This is a genomic window from Pseudomonas sp. MWU318 (genome assembly GCF_016756945.1).
GTDB classification, from domain to species: Bacteria; Pseudomonadota; Gammaproteobacteria; order Pseudomonadales; family Pseudomonadaceae; genus Aquipseudomonas; species Aquipseudomonas putida_A.
Window position 1 is genome coordinate 347,647 of record NZ_JAESJL010000005.1, and the last position, 15,296, is coordinate 362,942.

At 60.2% G+C, this 15,296-nt stretch carries 12 protein-coding genes; 8 read left to right on the forward strand and 4 right to left on the reverse strand.

Annotated features, from left to right (window positions below; all coding sequences use genetic code 11):
* The first annotated feature begins 7 nt into the window (after nucleotides 1-7).
* The 3 genes from lon to JN524_RS14730 all read left to right on the forward strand — a co-directional run bounded on the left by lon (nucleotide 8) and on the right by JN524_RS14730 (nucleotide 4,932).
* A complete protein-coding gene (gene lon, locus JN524_RS14720) occupies nucleotides 8-2,404 on the forward strand; it encodes an endopeptidase La (RefSeq protein WP_027614583.1) in 2,397 nt (798 codons plus the stop codon).
* Between the two features lie 147 nt (nucleotides 2,405-2,551).
* The gene (locus JN524_RS14725; RefSeq protein WP_002552737.1) at nucleotides 2,552-2,824 is read left to right on the forward strand and encodes an HU family DNA-binding protein; all 273 of its coding nucleotides are present in this window, start codon (nucleotides 2,552-2,554) and stop codon (nucleotides 2,822-2,824) included.
* Nucleotides 2,825-3,060: 236 nt separating this feature from the next.
* The gene (locus JN524_RS14730) at nucleotides 3,061-4,932 is read left to right on the forward strand and encodes a SurA N-terminal domain-containing protein (protein ID WP_202369787.1); all 1,872 of its coding nucleotides are present in this window, start codon (nucleotides 3,061-3,063) and stop codon (nucleotides 4,930-4,932) included.
* Nucleotides 4,933-5,496: 564 nt separating this feature from the next.
* On the opposite strand, the gene JN524_RS14735 is transcribed toward JN524_RS14730, so the two are convergent.
* Entirely contained in the window at nucleotides 5,497-6,699 is a 1,203-nt protein-coding gene (locus JN524_RS14735) for an MFS transporter (protein WP_202369788.1), read from the reverse strand.
* A gap of 120 nt (nucleotides 6,700-6,819) precedes the next feature.
* On the opposite strand from JN524_RS14735, the gene JN524_RS14740 reads away from it, so the two are divergent.
* The 3 genes from JN524_RS14740 (at nucleotide 6,820) to JN524_RS27340 (ending at nucleotide 9,075) form a co-directional block, all read left to right on the forward strand.
* The gene (locus JN524_RS14740) at nucleotides 6,820-7,719 is read left to right on the forward strand and encodes a LysR family transcriptional regulator (protein WP_202369789.1); all 900 of its coding nucleotides are present in this window, start codon (nucleotides 6,820-6,822) and stop codon (nucleotides 7,717-7,719) included.
* Nucleotides 7,720-7,810: 91 nt separating this feature from the next.
* On the forward strand, nucleotides 7,811-8,698 hold the full coding sequence (locus JN524_RS14745) for a DUF2242 domain-containing protein (RefSeq protein WP_202369790.1): 888 nt from the start codon (nucleotides 7,811-7,813) through the stop codon (nucleotides 8,696-8,698).
* A gap of 248 nt (nucleotides 8,699-8,946) precedes the next feature.
* Entirely contained in the window at nucleotides 8,947-9,075 is a 129-nt protein-coding gene (locus JN524_RS27340; protein ID WP_272929682.1) for a hypothetical protein, read from the forward strand.
* Nucleotides 9,076-9,079: 4 nt separating this feature from the next.
* Here JN524_RS27340 and JN524_RS14750 read toward each other — a convergent pair whose 3' ends face one another.
* Together JN524_RS14750 and JN524_RS14755 are read right to left on the reverse strand one after the other, a co-directional pair.
* Complete coding sequence (locus tag JN524_RS14750; RefSeq protein WP_202369791.1) at nucleotides 9,080-10,120, reverse strand: AraC family transcriptional regulator; 1,041 nt, start codon at nucleotides 10,118-10,120, stop codon at nucleotides 9,080-9,082.
* Nucleotides 10,121-10,123: 3 nt separating this feature from the next.
* Entirely contained in the window at nucleotides 10,124-11,254 is a 1,131-nt protein-coding gene (locus tag JN524_RS14755) for a carbon-nitrogen hydrolase family protein (RefSeq protein ID WP_202369792.1), read from the reverse strand.
* A gap of 206 nt (nucleotides 11,255-11,460) precedes the next feature.
* Here JN524_RS14755 and JN524_RS14760 point away from each other — a divergent pair, with 206 nt between their 5' ends.
* Both JN524_RS14760 and JN524_RS14765 read left to right on the forward strand, forming a co-directional pair.
* Nucleotides 11,461-13,500: an oxidoreductase gene (locus JN524_RS14760; protein ID WP_202369793.1), complete on the forward strand. Its 2,040-nt coding sequence runs from the start codon at nucleotides 11,461-11,463 to the stop codon at nucleotides 13,498-13,500.
* A 146-nt stretch (nucleotides 13,501-13,646) separates the two neighbouring features.
* Nucleotides 13,647-14,567, forward strand: coding sequence for a 1-aminocyclopropane-1-carboxylate deaminase/D-cysteine desulfhydrase (locus JN524_RS14765; RefSeq protein WP_442964273.1), 921 nt, complete (start codon nucleotides 13,647-13,649; stop codon nucleotides 14,565-14,567).
* Nucleotides 14,568-14,692: 125 nt separating this feature from the next.
* On the opposite strand, the gene JN524_RS14770 is transcribed toward JN524_RS14765, so the two are convergent.
* Nucleotides 14,693-15,247 carry a cytochrome b gene (locus JN524_RS14770; protein WP_134785965.1) on the reverse strand — a complete coding sequence of 185 codons (555 nt, stop codon included), beginning with the start codon at nucleotides 15,245-15,247 and terminating at the stop codon, nucleotides 14,693-14,695.
* Between the last annotated feature and the right edge of the window lie 49 nt (nucleotides 15,248-15,296).

Genomic DNA, 15,296 nt, shown 5'->3' on the forward strand with positions numbered 1-15,296 from the left:
CGAAATCATGAAGACAACCATCGAATTGCCTCTCCTGCCATTGCGTGATGTTGTGGTTTATCCGCACATGGTTATCCCGCTGTTCGTGGGGCGCGAGAAATCCATCGAAGCCCTCGAGGCAGCGATGACGGGCGACAAGCAGATCCTGCTGCTGGCCCAGAGAAATCCGGCTGACGACGATCCCGGTGAAGAAGCTCTCTATCGCGTAGGTACGATCGCGACTGTGCTGCAGCTGCTGAAGCTGCCGGACGGCACCGTCAAGGTTCTGGTCGAAGGTGAGCAGCGCGGCGCTGTAGAGCGCTTCAGCGAAGTTGACGGGCATTGCCGCGCCGAGGTTTCGCTGATCGACGAAGTCGACGCCGCCGAGCGCGAATCTGAAGTGTTCGTACGCAGCCTGCTGTCGCAGTTCGAACAATATGTGCAGTTGGGCAAGAAAGTCCCGGCTGAAGTCCTGTCGTCGCTCAACAGCATCGATGAGCCGGGTCGTCTGGTCGATACCATGGCCGCGCACATGGCGCTGAAGATCGAACAGAAGCAGGAAATCCTCGAAATCATCGATCTGTCGGCCCGGGTCGAGCACGTGCTTGCCTTGCTGGATGCCGAAATCGATCTGCTGCAAGTCGAAAAACGCATTCGCGGCCGCGTCAAAAAGCAAATGGAGCGCAGCCAGCGCGAGTACTACCTGAATGAGCAGATGAAGGCCATTCAGAAAGAGCTGGGCGACGGTGACGAAGGTCACAATGAAATCGAAGAGCTGAAAAAGCGCATCGATGCTGCCGGCCTGCCGAAAGATGCCTTGGCCAAAGCCACCGCCGAGCTGAACAAGCTCAAGCAAATGTCGCCGATGTCCGCTGAAGCCACCGTGGTGCGCTCCTACATCGACTGGCTGGTGCAGGTGCCGTGGAAGGCGCAAAGCAAGGTGCGCCTCGATCTGGCGCGTGCTGAAGACATTCTCGATGCCGATCACTACGGCCTTGAAGAGGTCAAGGAGCGTATCCTTGAATACCTCGCCGTGCAGAAGCGCGTGAAAAAGATTCGCGGCCCGGTGTTGTGCCTGGTCGGTCCGCCTGGCGTGGGTAAAACCTCGCTGGCGGAGTCGATTGCCCATGCGACCAACCGCAAATTCGTGCGTATGGCACTGGGTGGCGTGCGTGACGAGGCGGAAATTCGTGGTCACCGTCGGACTTACATTGGTTCGATGCCGGGAAGATTGATTCAAAAGATGACAAAAGTGGGCGTGCGCAACCCGCTGTTCCTGCTCGATGAAATCGACAAAATGGGCAGCGACATGCGTGGCGACCCGGCGTCGGCGTTGCTGGAAGTGCTTGATCCAGAGCAGAACCACAACTTCAACGATCACTATCTGGAAGTCGATTACGACCTGTCCGATGTGATGTTCCTGTGCACCTCGAACTCGATGAACATCCCGCCGGCACTGCTGGACCGGATGGAAGTCATTCGTCTGCCGGGCTACACCGAAGACGAAAAGATCAATATCGCCGTCAAGTACCTGTCGCCCAAGCAGATCGCCGCCAACGGTCTGAAGAAAGGCGAGCTGGAATTCGATGAAGAAGCGATCCGCGACATCATCCGTTACTACACCCGCGAAGCCGGTGTGCGTGGCCTCGAACGTCAGATCGCCAAAGTCTGCCGCAAAGCCGTAAAAGAGCACGCGCTGGAAAAACGTTTCTCGGTGAAAGTGACAGCTGATCTGCTGGAGCACTTCCTCGGCGTGCGCAAATTCCGCTACGGTCTGGCAGAGCAACAGGATCAGATCGGTCAGGTGACTGGCCTGGCCTGGACGCAGGTGGGCGGGGAATTGCTGACCATCGAAGCGGCTGTGGTGCCGGGTAAAGGTCAACTGATCAAGACCGGTTCGCTGGGCGATGTAATGGTGGAATCGATCACTGCCGCGCTGACCGTTGTACGCAGCCGTGCCAAGAGCCTGGGCATTCCTCTGGACTTCCACGAGAAGCGCGATACCCACATTCACATGCCGGAAGGGGCGACCCCGAAGGACGGTCCTAGCGCTGGTGTGGGCATGTGCACGGCACTGGTGTCGGCTTTGACCGGGATCCCGGTGCGCGCCGATGTCGCCATGACCGGCGAAATCACCCTGCGTGGCCAAGTGCTGGCGATTGGTGGTCTGAAGGAAAAACTGCTCGCGGCTCATCGCGGCGGAATCAAGATTGTGATTATTCCGGAAGAAAACGTGCGCGATCTGAAGGAGATTCCTGACAATATCAAGCAGGATCTGCAGATTAAACCGGTTAAATGGATTGACGAGGTCCTGCAAATTGCGCTGCAATACGCGCCGGAGCCCTTGCCGGATGTGGCTCCGGAGATAGTTTCCAAGGACGAAAAACGTGAGTCTGATTCAAAGGAAAGAATTAGCACGCATTAATACGTTTTTGCCTGGGGGGCTTCCTTGACAGCTTTTTAGAGCCCTTGTTATAAAGCGGCTCTTAAGTGTCTGTAGGCCATTCAGCACTGTTTTTGCTTTCACCAAAAAACTTAGAATCATCTCAAAATAGATATAAGGGGACTTAGAGTGAACAAGTCGGAACTGATTGATGCTATCGCTGCATCCGCTGATATCCCGAAAGCTGCTGCTGGCCGTGCGCTGGACGCTGTAATCGAATCCGTCACTGGCGCTCTCAAGGCTGGCGACTCCGTTGTTCTGGTAGGTTTCGGCACGTTCTCCGTGACTGATCGTCCAGCTCGTATCGGTCGTAACCCACAGACTGGCAAGACGCTGGAAATCGCTGCTGCTAAAAAGCCAGGTTTCAAAGCCGGTAAAGCACTGAAAGAAGCTGTCAACTAAGCAAGTTTGTTTCAGGTTTTTACCCATCCGGGTCGGGGTCATGCCTGACTTGGCAGCGGAGCGGTAGAGCAGGTCGCTGGAACAGCCGCCTGTAACGCCGGGATCGAGGGTTCGAGCCCTGTCCGCTCCGCCAGTTACGAGAAGGCGCATCCTCGGATGCGCCTTTCTTCTATCCGGATTCTACCCACGCTCCACGGTTGCCTAATTTTTGAAGTTCAACCGTTTCTGGGGGACGCATGCTGCAGAATATCAGGGACAATTCACAAGGCTGGATTGCCAAGACCATTATCGGGGTCATCGTTGCACTGATGGCTCTGACCGGTTTCGATGCCATTTTCAAGGCCACGACGCACACCAACGATGCGGCCAAGGTCAATGGTGAAGAAATCAGCCAGAACGAGCTGAGCCAGGCCGTTGACATGCAACGCCGTCAGCTGATGCAACAGCTGGGCAAGGACTTCGATGCTTCCTTGCTTGACGAAAAAATGCTCCGCGAATCGGCCCTCAAGGGCCTGATCGATCGCAAGCTGCTGCTGCAAGGCGCAGAACAATCGAAATTCGCTTTCTCCGAAGGTGCACTGGATCAGGTGATCCTGCAGACCCCTGAATTCCAGGTGGACGGCAAGTTCAGTTCCGAGCGCTTCGACCAGGTGATCCGTCAACTGGGCTACACCCGTATGCAATTCCGCCAGATGCTGGCTCAGGAAATGCTGATCGGTCAGTTGCGCGCCGGTGTTGCCGGTAGCGGCTTCGTCACCGACGCCGAAGTGCTGGCATTCGCCCGTCTGGAAAAACAGACCCGCGACTTCGCTTCGCTGAACGTCAAGGCCGACCCGGCCGCGGTCAAGCTGACCGACGATGAGGTCAAGGCTTACTACGACGAGCACGCCAAGGAGTTCATGACCCCTGAGCAGGTGGTTGTCGATTACGTCGAGCTGAAGAAGTCCTCGTTCTTCGACCTGGTGGCGGTCAAGGATGAAGACCTGCAGGCGGCGTATCAGAAAGAGATCGCCAACCTGTCGGAACAGCGCCGTGCCGCGCACATCCTGATCGAAGTCAACGACAAGACCACCGACGCTCAGGCCAAGGCGAAGATCGAAGAAGTCCAGGCGCGTCTGGCCAAGGGCGAGAAATTCGAAGCGCTGGCCAAGGAGTTCTCGCAGGATCCGGGTTCGGCCAACAATGGCGGTGACCTCGGTTTCGCCGGTCCTGGCGTCTATGACCCAGCTTTCGAAAAAGTCCTGTACTCGTTGAACAAGGACCAGGTTTCCGAGCCGGTGCGTACCGACTTCGGTTACCACCTGATCAAGCTGCTGGGTGTTGAAGCGCCTGAAGTGCCGACCCTGGCCAGCCTGAAAGACAAGCTGACCCGCGAGCTGAAGACTCAACAGGTCGAGCAGCGTTTTGTCGAGGCGACCAAGCAGCTGGAGGACTCGGCGTTCGAAGCGTCTGACCTGGCCCAGCCTGCGGCAGATCTGAAACTGACTGTGCACACCTCCAAGCCATTCGGCCGTGAAGGTGGTGAAGGCATCGCCGCCAACCGCGCGGTGGTGACGGCTGCGTTCAGTCAGGAAGTGCTGGAAGAAAACGCCAACAGCACCGGCATCGAGCTGGATCCGGAAACCGTGGTCGTGCTGCGTGCCAAGGAACATCTGAAGCCTGAGCAGTTGCCACTCGAAGCGGTGAACACGGCGATCCGTGCCCAACTGACCAAAGAGCACGCCAGCGCTGCGGCCAAGACCAAGGCTGACCAGTTGATTGCTGGTCTGCGCGATGGCAAGACTGCGCAGGACAAGGCGGTTGATGGCCAGAACTGGAAGGTTGTGAAGGCGGCGACCCGTGCTCAGGAAGGGGTTGACCCGACTGTGCTGCAGGCGTTGTTCCGCATGCCTAAACCGGCAGCCAAGGGCAAGCCGACGTTCAGCAGCGTGACCTTGCAGGACGGTAGTTTGATGATTGTGCGTCTGGACGGTGTGAATGAAGCAGTAGCGCCGACTGATGAAGAGAAGGCGCAGTACCGTCGCTTCCTTGCTTCGCGTGAGGGTCAGCAGGATTTTGCGGCGTTCCGCAAGCAGTTGGAGAGTCAGGCGGACATCAAGCGGTATTGATGGTTGACTGAGTGGTAACAGGAAAGCCCCGGCCTTATGGTCGGGGCTTTTTTTTATGGTCGGGATTTGGGTGTATATCCGTTGCTTCGGGCGCTGCGCCTGGCGGTTTCGCCCTTGCGGCGAGTCACTTTGGCAAACGCCCCAAAGTAACCAAAAGTCTGGGCCCCGGCGTTCGGCCCTCGCTTAGGCTCGGGTTCCTTCGCTGCGGGATTCATCCGGGGGCATCGCCTCCGGTTTGCTTCGCTGCACCTCCTCTCGATGTGTTTGGCTTCGCCAAACGTCGCTGCGCTCCTTCCCCCGGATAAACCCCTCCACTCAGCCTGCCGATGGGGCCGGCACGGCAAGATCAAGAGCTTTCGGCGAGCTGACACTCGGCCTGTGTAGGAGCTGCCGAAGGCTGCGATCTTTTGATCTTTTGATCTTGATCTTGTGGGAGCTGGCCTGCCAGCGATGGCGGCCTGTCAGCCGACCAATCTCTGACTGCCCACACTCAACCCCACTGTAGGAGCGAGCCTGCTCGCGAAGGCGGTCGATCGGTCAACCAATCCGCGACAGGCAAACCCATCACCTCACCCCCGCGAACCCATGACCTCGCGCAATGAGCGCCGCATACAAGGTCAAAACCAGCAACCCCACAACAACCCACGGAAAACCCCCAACCCCCAGATTCCCCAGCAGCAAACCACCCGCCAGGCCACCCCCGGCAATTCCGACATTCCACAGGGTCACCAGCATCGACTGCGCCGTATCGGCAGCCTCTCCAGCGGTTTTCGCCGAGGCAGTCTGCAGCAGCGAAGGCATCGCACCAAACGCCAGACCCCACACGGCGACGGCGATGTAGATCACGGTCGCCGATTCTCGCCACAGGCCAAGAGCGGTGGCCGATAGCATGAACAGTAGCGTGCTGATCAGCACCAGTTCGCGTAGCCAGTGATCGATCAGGCTGCCGACGATCCATAGGCTCAGCACTGAGGCGAGGCCGAACACCAGCAGCACCCGGTCGATATCGCTGGCCAGTCCCGACGGTTGCAGGAATGGCGCGATGTAGGTGTACAGCAGGTTGTGGGCGATCACGTAGGTCAAGGTCACGAACAACACCGAGCGTACGCCGGGCAGGGCGAAGACCTGACGCAGAGGCAGGCGTTTTCCTGCGTGTTCTCCGGCAAAGTCCGGCACTTGCCAGCGCACCCAGATCACCAGCAACAGCGTCAGCGCAGTCATGATGGCGAAGCTCAGGCGCCAGCCGACCAGAGTGCCGAGTAGCGTGCCGGCCGGGATGCCCAGCGAGAGTGCCAGTGGCGCGCCAAGCATGGCGACGGTGATTGCCCGGCCTTGCAGGTGTGGGGCAACCATGCGGCTGGCGTAGCCTGCCAGCAACGCCCACAGCAGCCCGGCAAATATCCCGGCGAGCAAACGTGCTATCAGGGTCAGCCAGTACCACTCCGACACGGCGGTGATGCTATTGGCGATGGCGAAGCCGCCGATGGCTGACAGCAGCAATGGCCGACGACGCCAGCTGCGGGTGACGATGGTCAGCGGAATGGCGGCGAGCATCGAGCCAATCGCGTACAGCGTGACCAGTTGCCCGATCAGTGCCTGGGAGACATTCAGCCCCGCGCTCATTTGTGGCAGCAGGCCGGCGGGCATGGCTTCGGTCAGCACCGTGATGAAGCCGGCGGTGGCCAGGGCCAGCAGGGCGCCGAGGGGCAATCGTTCGCGGGTGTCGAGTGGCTGGGTGAGGGCCGAGGTCAGTTGTGCGTCGTTCATGAGTCAGCGTCCATGTGCCGAAGTGGGTGAAGGCCATAGGCTAGGGCGCTGCGCATTGGAGAAAAATGGGTTACGGTTCCGAACATATCGGACATGGATGTCGTGAATCGGAGGGGTGGAATGGACAGTCTGGGCAGTATTTCGGTGTTTGTTCAGGTCGCCGAGACCCGCAGTTTTACCGAGGCTGGGCGGCTGCAGGGCGTGTCGGCTTCAGCGGTGGGCAAAAGTATCGCCCGGCTGGAGGCGCGATTGGGCGTGCGGCTGTTTCATCGCACTACCCGCAGCATCACCCTGACCAGCGAGGGCACGCTATTTCTCGCACGCTGTCGCAAAATTCTCGCCGAGGTGGAAGCCGCCGAGTTCGAACTTTGCGATTCCGCATCACAACCCCATGGCAAACTGCGCATCAGCCTGCCGCAGGTGCACGGGCTGGTAATGCCGGTGATGAATGAGTTCATGGCGCTGTACCCGCAGATCGAGCTGGATCTGGATCTGACTGATCGCATGGTTGACGTGGTCGAGGAGGGCTTTGATGCAGTGATTCGTACCGGTCAGCCACGTGATTCACGCCTGATGGCGCGGCCCTTGGGCGAGTTTCACATGGTGCTGGTGGCGAGCCCGTTGTATCTGCAGCAGCGCGGCGTGCCGCAAATCCCCGCCGATCTGGCGGAGCACGCCTGCTTGCGGCACACCTTTCATGCCACTGGCAAGCTGGAGCCGTGGCCATTGATTGGCGAGGAGGGCGCGCCGGAGCCGAGCTTGCCGACGCGGCTGGTCACCACTTCCATCGAAGCCGTCAATCATGCAGCCCTGGCAGGGATGGGTATCGCCTGCCTGCCGGATTTCATGACCCATGAGGATGTGGCGCAGGGGCGTTTGCAGCGAGTGCTGGATGCGCATATGAAACACACCGGTCAGTTCTGGGTGTTGTGGCCCTCCAGTCGCCATGCCACCGCCAAATTGCGCGTCTTCATCGATCACTTGTCGCTGCGACTTTTTCCGGCAAACAAGGGTCAATAGGGTTGTAACGGCTTTAAGACACAATCCATGCGCCGCAGGGCCAAGTTCTGTTGCACAATACGCCCCGGACTGTTTTCCCTCAGGATGTTCAATGTTGATTTCAACTCCCATGCGTGTCGTTGGGTTGGCGCTGTTGTTGACCGCTGTTGCTGGCTGTTCGAAGGACAAGCCGATCTATGAGCATGAGAACTTCGATGATTCCGGCACGTTCTCGCGCAATTATCCGGTGGCTGACACCGCGAGTTGCGAGGCGGCCCGTCGTGCGTTGCTCAGCCAGGGCTACATCATCACCAGCAGTGACCCGAAACTGATCAGTGGCCACAAAAGCTTCCAGCAAACCGGTGAAACCCACATGGAGATCAGCTTCAATGTGGTGTGTACCGAAGACGGCAGCTCCAAGCACCATGCCACGGTGTTCGCCAACGCCTTGCAGGATCGCTATGCGCTGAAGAAGACCAACAACTCCGCCAGCCTCGGGGTTGGTGTGTTGGGTTCGGTGTCGATGCCGATCGGCTCATCCGACGATTCGATGGTCAAGGTGGCCAGTGAGACCGTGACCTCGCAGAAGTTCTACGAGCGTTTCTTCACGCTGGTTGAGCTGTTCCTGCCAGCCGATGCGAAAAAAGCCGCGCACATCGAAGAAAAACCCAAGACCGATCTCGGTGTGCCTGAGCCCAAGCCTGCCGCTGTAGCGCCGGTTACACCCGCACCGGCGGTAGAGGCAACGCCTGCACCGCCGCCAGCCGGGATTGTCGAGCCTGCCCAAAACATGACGCCGGCAGCCCCGGCAGCGACCCCGGCCCCCGCTCCGGTTGCGCCGACGCCAACGGGTTCTGAGCCAGTGGTGCCGCCGGCCGAGTCAGCGCCGATCACCCCGGCACCGAGTGCTGAACCAGCACCGGCCAGCGAAACGATCACGCCGCCGGCCAACCCGACCAATATCCCGCCGCCATCGGAGCCGATTCCGGCGATGCAGTAACACACACATCCCATGTGGGAGCGGGCTTGCTCGCGAAAGCGGTTGTTCAGTCACATCAATGCTGAATGTACTGACGCCTTCGCGAGCAAGCCCGCTCCCACATTTGTTTTGTGGTGTACTCAAATCTCGTTACATTCCCCCGACAAAAATCCCGCGATAAATTCCTGACCACCTGCTACGTTTTATTCATGAAGGCGGGATGTCACTTTTCCTTCATACGGGCACGATAGGCTCGAGGCACTGGTCAGTTGACCGGGCTATTTTCAAACGGGCAGCAGGGGGATCACACGATGGACGACTATCAAGAAGAACTGCTCGAATACCAGGCGTATGAACTGGATCAGCCAGAGCCGGCCGAAGACGCCACCGAGTTGTAAGGTGTCAGGCGGTTTTGCGGTGACTGCGGCGAAACTCGCCGGGGGTCTGGCCGCTCCAGCGCTTGAAGGCGCGTTGAAACGCCTCGGCTGAAGCAAAGCCCAGCAGGTAGGCGATCTCGCCGAACGCCAGTTCGGTGTCGCGGATGTAGGTCATCGCCAGATCACGGCGGGTGTCATTGAGGATGGCGCGAAACTGCGTGCCTTCCTCGGCCAGTTTGCGGCGCAAGGTCCAGGTCGGCAGTTTCAGGCGCGCCGCCACTTCTTCCAGGTCGGGTTCCCGGCCACCATTGAGCAACGGCCCCAGCAGTTGAGTGATGCGTTCACGCAGGCTGCGGGTGCGGGTCAATTGCTCCAGTTCTCGTTCACACAATTGCAGCAGATGCCGCCAGGTACTCGGGCAGTGCTCGGGATTACGCTGTGCGAGGCTGTTCAGGTTCAGGCGCAATTGATTGCGTTCGGCGCCGAACTGGATTGGGCAGTCGCCCAAGACGTTGTAGGCGTCGCGATAGTCCGGCGCGTCAAATTCGATCTCGATGCGTTCGGCGCGCAGTGGCTCGCGACCGACGCTGGACAGCTGATGCAACCAGCCGGCGATGATCGAATCCACTACAAAACGGTTATAGGCGTTGTACGGACTGATCGAATAGAAGCGCAGCCAGGCGCCATGGGCGTCTTCGTGAAAACTCGACTGCCCGCGATAATTGGAGCCGTACAGCGGCTCGAAGCGGATAAGACAACGGGCGGCCTCACGTACGGTCGGCGCTTGTGCGGCGGTGACCCCGGCGAGCCCGGCCTGACTCAAGCGGCTGAGCTGGCCCATGCGCAGGCCTAGCGCCGGATCGCCGGTCAACTGAATCGCGCTGTGCCCCAGACGCATGTAGCGCGGAATCGACAACCGCGCGCCGGCCTCGGCCAATCGCGCGGCATCCAGTCCATATTGTTCGAGCAGCGGTTGCGGATCGGCACCATGGCTGCGCACGGCATCAGCGAGGCTATGCACGAAACCTACCGACAGATCCCCCAGGCGCATCGGCAGCGGCTTCATGGCCTACAACCAGATGTTCAGCAGACGCGCGCCACGGGCTTCGCCATCGGCGAATTGCTGGCCGTTGCTGCTGAGGAAGCTTTGCCCCGAACCGGGCTTGTCCCAGAACTGGCCGCGCAGGAACACGCTCATGCCGGCGATCGCACGACTGCTCGGCGGTTGCGCGGTCAGTGTCAGGCGATGCCAGGCCTGACCTTCACTGATTTCCCCGGGCTTGAGGCTGACCGACCCCGGTGTACTCGAACCCTTGTAACCGGCCCACGGCTGATCCCACGCACCGTGACCGACGACGAAGGCCGGCACCGCCACCAGTTGCGCGCCTTGCTCGTCGAGTCGGCGATAGTTGTCCGGGTACCAGCTGTCGCTGCCGATCAGCACACCCAGACGCCCGGCCGGGGTATCGACCACGTTGATCGCGTGCTCGTCTTCGCTTCCGATCACGTCACGTTGCTCGAAGATCGGGTGCATCTGCCGCTGGGGCTGGCCCAGCGGCACGCCATCACGGCCGAATACCACGCTGCTGTTGAACAGCGCGCCGCTACCGGGCTTGAGCTGGCCATCACGAATGCTCGGTTCGGGCAGGACAATGGAGCCGGCCACCAGTGTGACGTGGAATTCCTTGGCCAGACCACCGAATAACGTCTGGTAATCCTTGGCCATGGCTTTGGACTTCATGCGCAGATGCGCGTCGTCGAGGCGATTTTCGCCCTTGGCAGTGAGCCAGGCGCGGGCAAACAGCAACGGATTACTCGCCGCCAGCCAGTTCATCGCTTCGACCAGAGTCGGCGCCTGGTAGAGCTCGTCTTTCTCGCCGCTGATCATCAGCCAGGTGCCGACATGCTCGGGCAGTACCACCACGGTTTTTTCGTTCAGCAGCCCCTGATCCTGTGCCTGCTGCAGGTAGGCCGCGAGTTTGCGGTGCAGGCGTTCCGGGCTTTGGTAGTCGGTGGGAAACAGTTCCGGCTGGATGCCCAGCAGATTGCCACGGTCGGCAGGCGTGCCCTGATCGACCGCCAGTTTGATGCGCAGGTCCGACAGGTAATGCCCCGCCGGCCGGTCCGCCGCCCACATGGCGTAGGTGGTCAGGGCGGCAACGATGGCCATGGAGAAAAACAGATACAGAAGTTTGCGCATGAAAACCAACAACAGCCGGGTACAGGGTGTGGCGACTAGGGTAGGGCGCATGCCTGCGCTTGCCAAGGGGCGCTGCGCATTTGGATCAATAAGTTGTCAGTTTCGGTCATTGAGTGACAGCAGTGCGACTCTTAGTCTGTCGAACATGACTGACGGGGGACGCAGAGCTCCCGCAATTTCCGTGATCGCTCGTTGTGGAGTTACCGATGACCGCCGCTCATTACCCGCACCTGTTGGCCCCGCTGGACCTGGGATTCACCACGTTGCGCAACCGCACCCTGATGGGCTCGATGCACACGGGCCTTGAAGAAAAACCGGGCGGCTTCGAGCGCATGGCAGCGTACTTCGCCGAGCGTGCCCGTGGCGGCGTCGGCCTGATGGTCACCGGCGGTATCGGCCCGAACGACGAGGGCGGCGTGTACTCCGGCGCAGCCAAGCTGACCACCGAGGAAGAAGCGCTCAAGCACCGCATCGTCACTCGCGCAGTGCACGAGGCGGGCGGCAAGATCTGCATGCAGATCCTCCACGCCGGGCGGTATGCCTACAGCCCGAAACAGGTCGCGCCGAGTGCGATTCAGGCGCCGATTAACCCGTTCAAGCCAAAAGAGCTGGACGAGGAAGGCATCGAGAAACAGATCAGCGATTTCGTCACCTGCTCGGTACTGGCGCAGAGCGCCGAGTACGACGGAGTGGAGATCATGGGCTCGGAAGGTTATTTCATTAACCAGTTCCTCGCCGCGCACACCAACCACCGTACCGACCGCTGGGGCGGCAGTTACGAAAACCGCATGCGCCTGCCGGTGGAAATCGTCCGTCGTGTACGTGAAGCGGTCGGGCCGAACTTCATCATCATCTTCCGTCTGTCGATGCTCGATCTGGTCGAGGGCGGCAGCAGTTGGGAAGAGATCGTGACCCTAGCCAAAGCCATCGAGCAGGCCGGCGCGACCCTCATCAACACCGGCATCGGCTGGCACGAAGCGCGGATCCCGACCATCGCCACCAAAGTGCCGCGCGCGGCATTCAGCAAGGTCACCGCCAAACTGCGTGGTTCGGTGAACATTCCGCTGATCACCACCAACCGCATCAACACCCCGGAAATCGCCGAGCAGATTCTGGCCGAAGGCGATGCCGACATGGTCTCGATGGCACGGCCGTTCCTCGCCGACCCGGACTTCGTCAACAAGGCCGCCGAAGGCCGCGCCGACGAAATCAACACCTGTATCGGTTGCAACCAGGCGTGCCTCGATCACACCTTTGGCGGCAAGCTCACCAGTTGCCTGGTCAACCCGCGTGCCTGCCATGAAACCGAGCTCAACTATTTGCCGGTGCAGCAGATCAAGAAGATCGCCGTGGTCGGTGCCGGCCCTGCCGGTCTGTCCGCCGCGACCGTGGCCGCCGAGCGCGGTCATCAGGTAACCCTGTTCGATTCCGCCAGCGAAATCGGCGGCCAGTTCAACATCGCCAAGCGTGTGCCGGGCAAGGAAGAATTCTTCGAAACCCTGCGCTACTTCAAGCGCAAGCTGCAGACCACGAATGTCGAGGTGTGCCTGAATACCCGCGTCGACGTGGCGAAGCTGGTCGAGGGCGGTTACGACGAAATCATCCTCGCCACCGGCATCGCGCCGCGTGTGCCGGCGATTCCGGGCGTGGACAACGCCAAGGTGCTGAGCTATCTGGACGTGATCCTAGAGCGCAAACCGGTGGGCAAACGCGTTGCCGTGATCGGCGCCGGCGGGATCGGTTTCGACGTCTCCGAGTTCCTTGTGCACCAAGGCGTGGCCACCAGTCTGGATCGCACGGCGTTCTGGAAAGAGTGGGGCATCGACACGAACCTGGAAGCCCGTGGTGGCGTGGCCGGGATCAAAGCAGCGCCGCACGCGCCGGCTCGCGAAGTGTTCCTGTTGCAGCGCAAGAAAACCAAGGTCGGCGATGGTCTGGGCAAGACCACCGGTTGGATTCACCGCACCGGTCTGAAGAACAAGCAGGTGCAGATGCTCAACAGCGTCGAATACCTGAAAATCGACGATCAAGGCCTGCACATCCGCATCGGCGAAACCGGCGAGCCGCAAGTGCTGGCGGTGGACAACATCGTGATCTGTGCCGGCCAGGATCCGCTGCGTGATCTGCAGGAGGGGCTGGTGGCAGCGGGACAGAACGTGCACCTGATCGGCGGCGCCGATGTGGCGGCGGAGCTGGATGCCAAGCGCGCGATCAACCAGGGTTCGCGTCTGGCAGCTGAGCTTTAACCCCCCACCTCTTGTAGGAGCTGCCGCAGGCTGCGATCTTTTGATTTTGCTTTTAAAGACCAAGATCAACAGATCGCAGCCTGCGGCAGCTCCTACAGGTTTTTTGGGTGCTGTTAGTATTGGTTTTTTCTGATGCTGCGACGCTGATGCTTTTTCCCTCTGACTGGCTACCCCAAGCCCCCCTCGAATTGCTTCAACTCGACTGGCTCACCACCTCCGGAATCGAGGTCGCGATCCTGCGTCTGGACCAGATCGACCGGCTGATCAGCGGCAACAAATGGTTCAAACTCACCGAGCATCTCAAGGCCGCCGACCGCACCGGTGCGCAGGGCGTGATCAGCCTCGGTGGCGCGCATTCCAATCATCTGCACGCACTCGCGGCGGCTGGCAAGCGTCTGGGTTTCGAAACGGTCGGCCTGTTGCGTGGCCATCCACAGCAAACGCCCACGGTTACCGATCTGCAGGCATTCGGCATGCAACTGCACTGGCTCGGTTACGGCGGCTATCGGGCGCGACATGAGCCCGGCTTCTGGGAGCCTTGGCAGGCGCAGTACCCGAATCTGCACGCAGTGCCGGAGGGCGGTGGCGGATTGGCCGGTGCGCTGGGCTGTAAAGCCCTCAAGCAACAGGTGAGTTACCAACTGAGCACGCTGGGCTGGAACGATTTCCACGGCTGGTGGCTGGCGTGCGGCACCGGGACGACCCTGGCAGGGCTGGTACTCGCGGAGGCGGGAGAGCGTCCGGTTTACGGCGCGCTGGCGGTGCCCGATGATCATGGCGTGGCACCGCAGGTGGAGGCGATTGTTCGGGAGGCGGGTCTTGCCGTGGCGGACTACGCGTTGTTCGACGCGAGCCGCGGTGGTTTCGCCAAGGTTGATCCGGTGTTGCTTGAGTTCATCGAGAGCACTGAGCGCAGTAGCGGCCTACCGCTAGAGCCGCTGTATACCGGCAAGGCGTTGTTGGCGCTCAAGGAGCAGATCGAGTCCGGCAGATTTGAGTCAGGCACCCGGCTGATCTTTGTGCACACGGGCGGTTTGCAGGGGCGCCGCGGATTCATTACAAGATGAATGAGTAACCCTGTGGTGAGGGGATTCATCCCCGATGGGCGGCGCAGCAGCCCTTTCTTTCAGGGTCGCTACGCGCCCCATCGGGGATGAATCCCCTCACCACAATGACTTTTCAAACCTGGGCTTCAGCGTTCCGCGCGCTTGGGCATCATCCGCAACAAGGTGTTATCACCCACCACATAATGGTGATAAAGCCCGGCCAGCGCATGCAGGCCGATCAGCCAGTAGCCGATATTGCCGATCAATACGTGCCAGTGCTCCACCTGCTTGGCGAATGCCTTGTCTTCATGAACCAGCAGCGGCAGATCGAAGCCGTAGAACATCACCTGATGCCCCTCGGCGCTGGTGATCAGCCAGCCGAGGATCGGCATGCTGATCATGAACAGGTACAACAGCCAGTGCATCACCCGCGCCAGCAAGGTCTGCCATTGGGGGGACGCCGGGAAGATTTTCGGTGCCGGGCCGATGCTGCGGGCCACCAGACGAAACCACACCAGCACGAACACGGTCAGGCCGAGCATGTAATGCACTTCGCGAATTAGTGAGCGGCCGCCACTGCCTTTGGGAAAAATCCCGCGCAACTCCATGCTGGCATACACCAGGATCAACAGGACCAGCATCAGCCAGTGCAGCAGCACGGACACGGTGCTGTAGCGGGATTCGGAACTTGTCCACGGCATACGGTGTTTCCTCACAGATCAGGGTCGCCACGTGCCGTTCTTGTGCGAC

What these genes read in the sequence shown, in the direction of transcription:
- JN524_RS14740 (WP_202369789.1), top strand. Translation starts at nt 6,820, where the DNA reads ATGGACAGTCTGGGCAGTATTTCGGTGTTTGTTCAGGTCGCCGAGACC.
- JN524_RS14730 (WP_202369787.1), top strand. Translation starts at nt 3,061, where the DNA reads ATGCTGCAGAATATCAGGGACAATTCACAAGGCTGGATTGCCAAGACC.
- JN524_RS14765 (WP_442964273.1), top strand. Translation starts at nt 13,647, where the DNA reads ATGCTTTTTCCCTCTGACTGGCTACCCCAAGCCCCCCTCGAATTGCTT.
- JN524_RS14750 (WP_202369791.1), bottom strand. Translation starts at nt 10,120, where the DNA reads ATGAAGCCGCTGCCGATGCGCCTGGGGGATCTGTCGGTAGGTTTCGTG.
- JN524_RS14770 (WP_134785965.1), bottom strand. Translation starts at nt 15,247, where the DNA reads ATGCCGTGGACAAGTTCCGAATCCCGCTACAGCACCGTGTCCGTGCTG.
- JN524_RS14755 (WP_202369792.1), bottom strand. Translation starts at nt 11,254, where the DNA reads ATGCGCAAACTTCTGTATCTGTTTTTCTCCATGGCCATCGTTGCCGCC.
- JN524_RS14735 (WP_202369788.1), bottom strand. Translation starts at nt 6,699, where the DNA reads ATGAACGACGCACAACTGACCTCGGCCCTCACCCAGCCACTCGACACC.
- JN524_RS14760 (WP_202369793.1), top strand. Translation starts at nt 11,461, where the DNA reads ATGACCGCCGCTCATTACCCGCACCTGTTGGCCCCGCTGGACCTGGGA.
- lon (WP_027614583.1), top strand. Translation starts at nt 8, where the DNA reads ATGAAGACAACCATCGAATTGCCTCTCCTGCCATTGCGTGATGTTGTG.
- JN524_RS14745 (WP_202369790.1), top strand. Translation starts at nt 7,811, where the DNA reads ATGTTGATTTCAACTCCCATGCGTGTCGTTGGGTTGGCGCTGTTGTTG.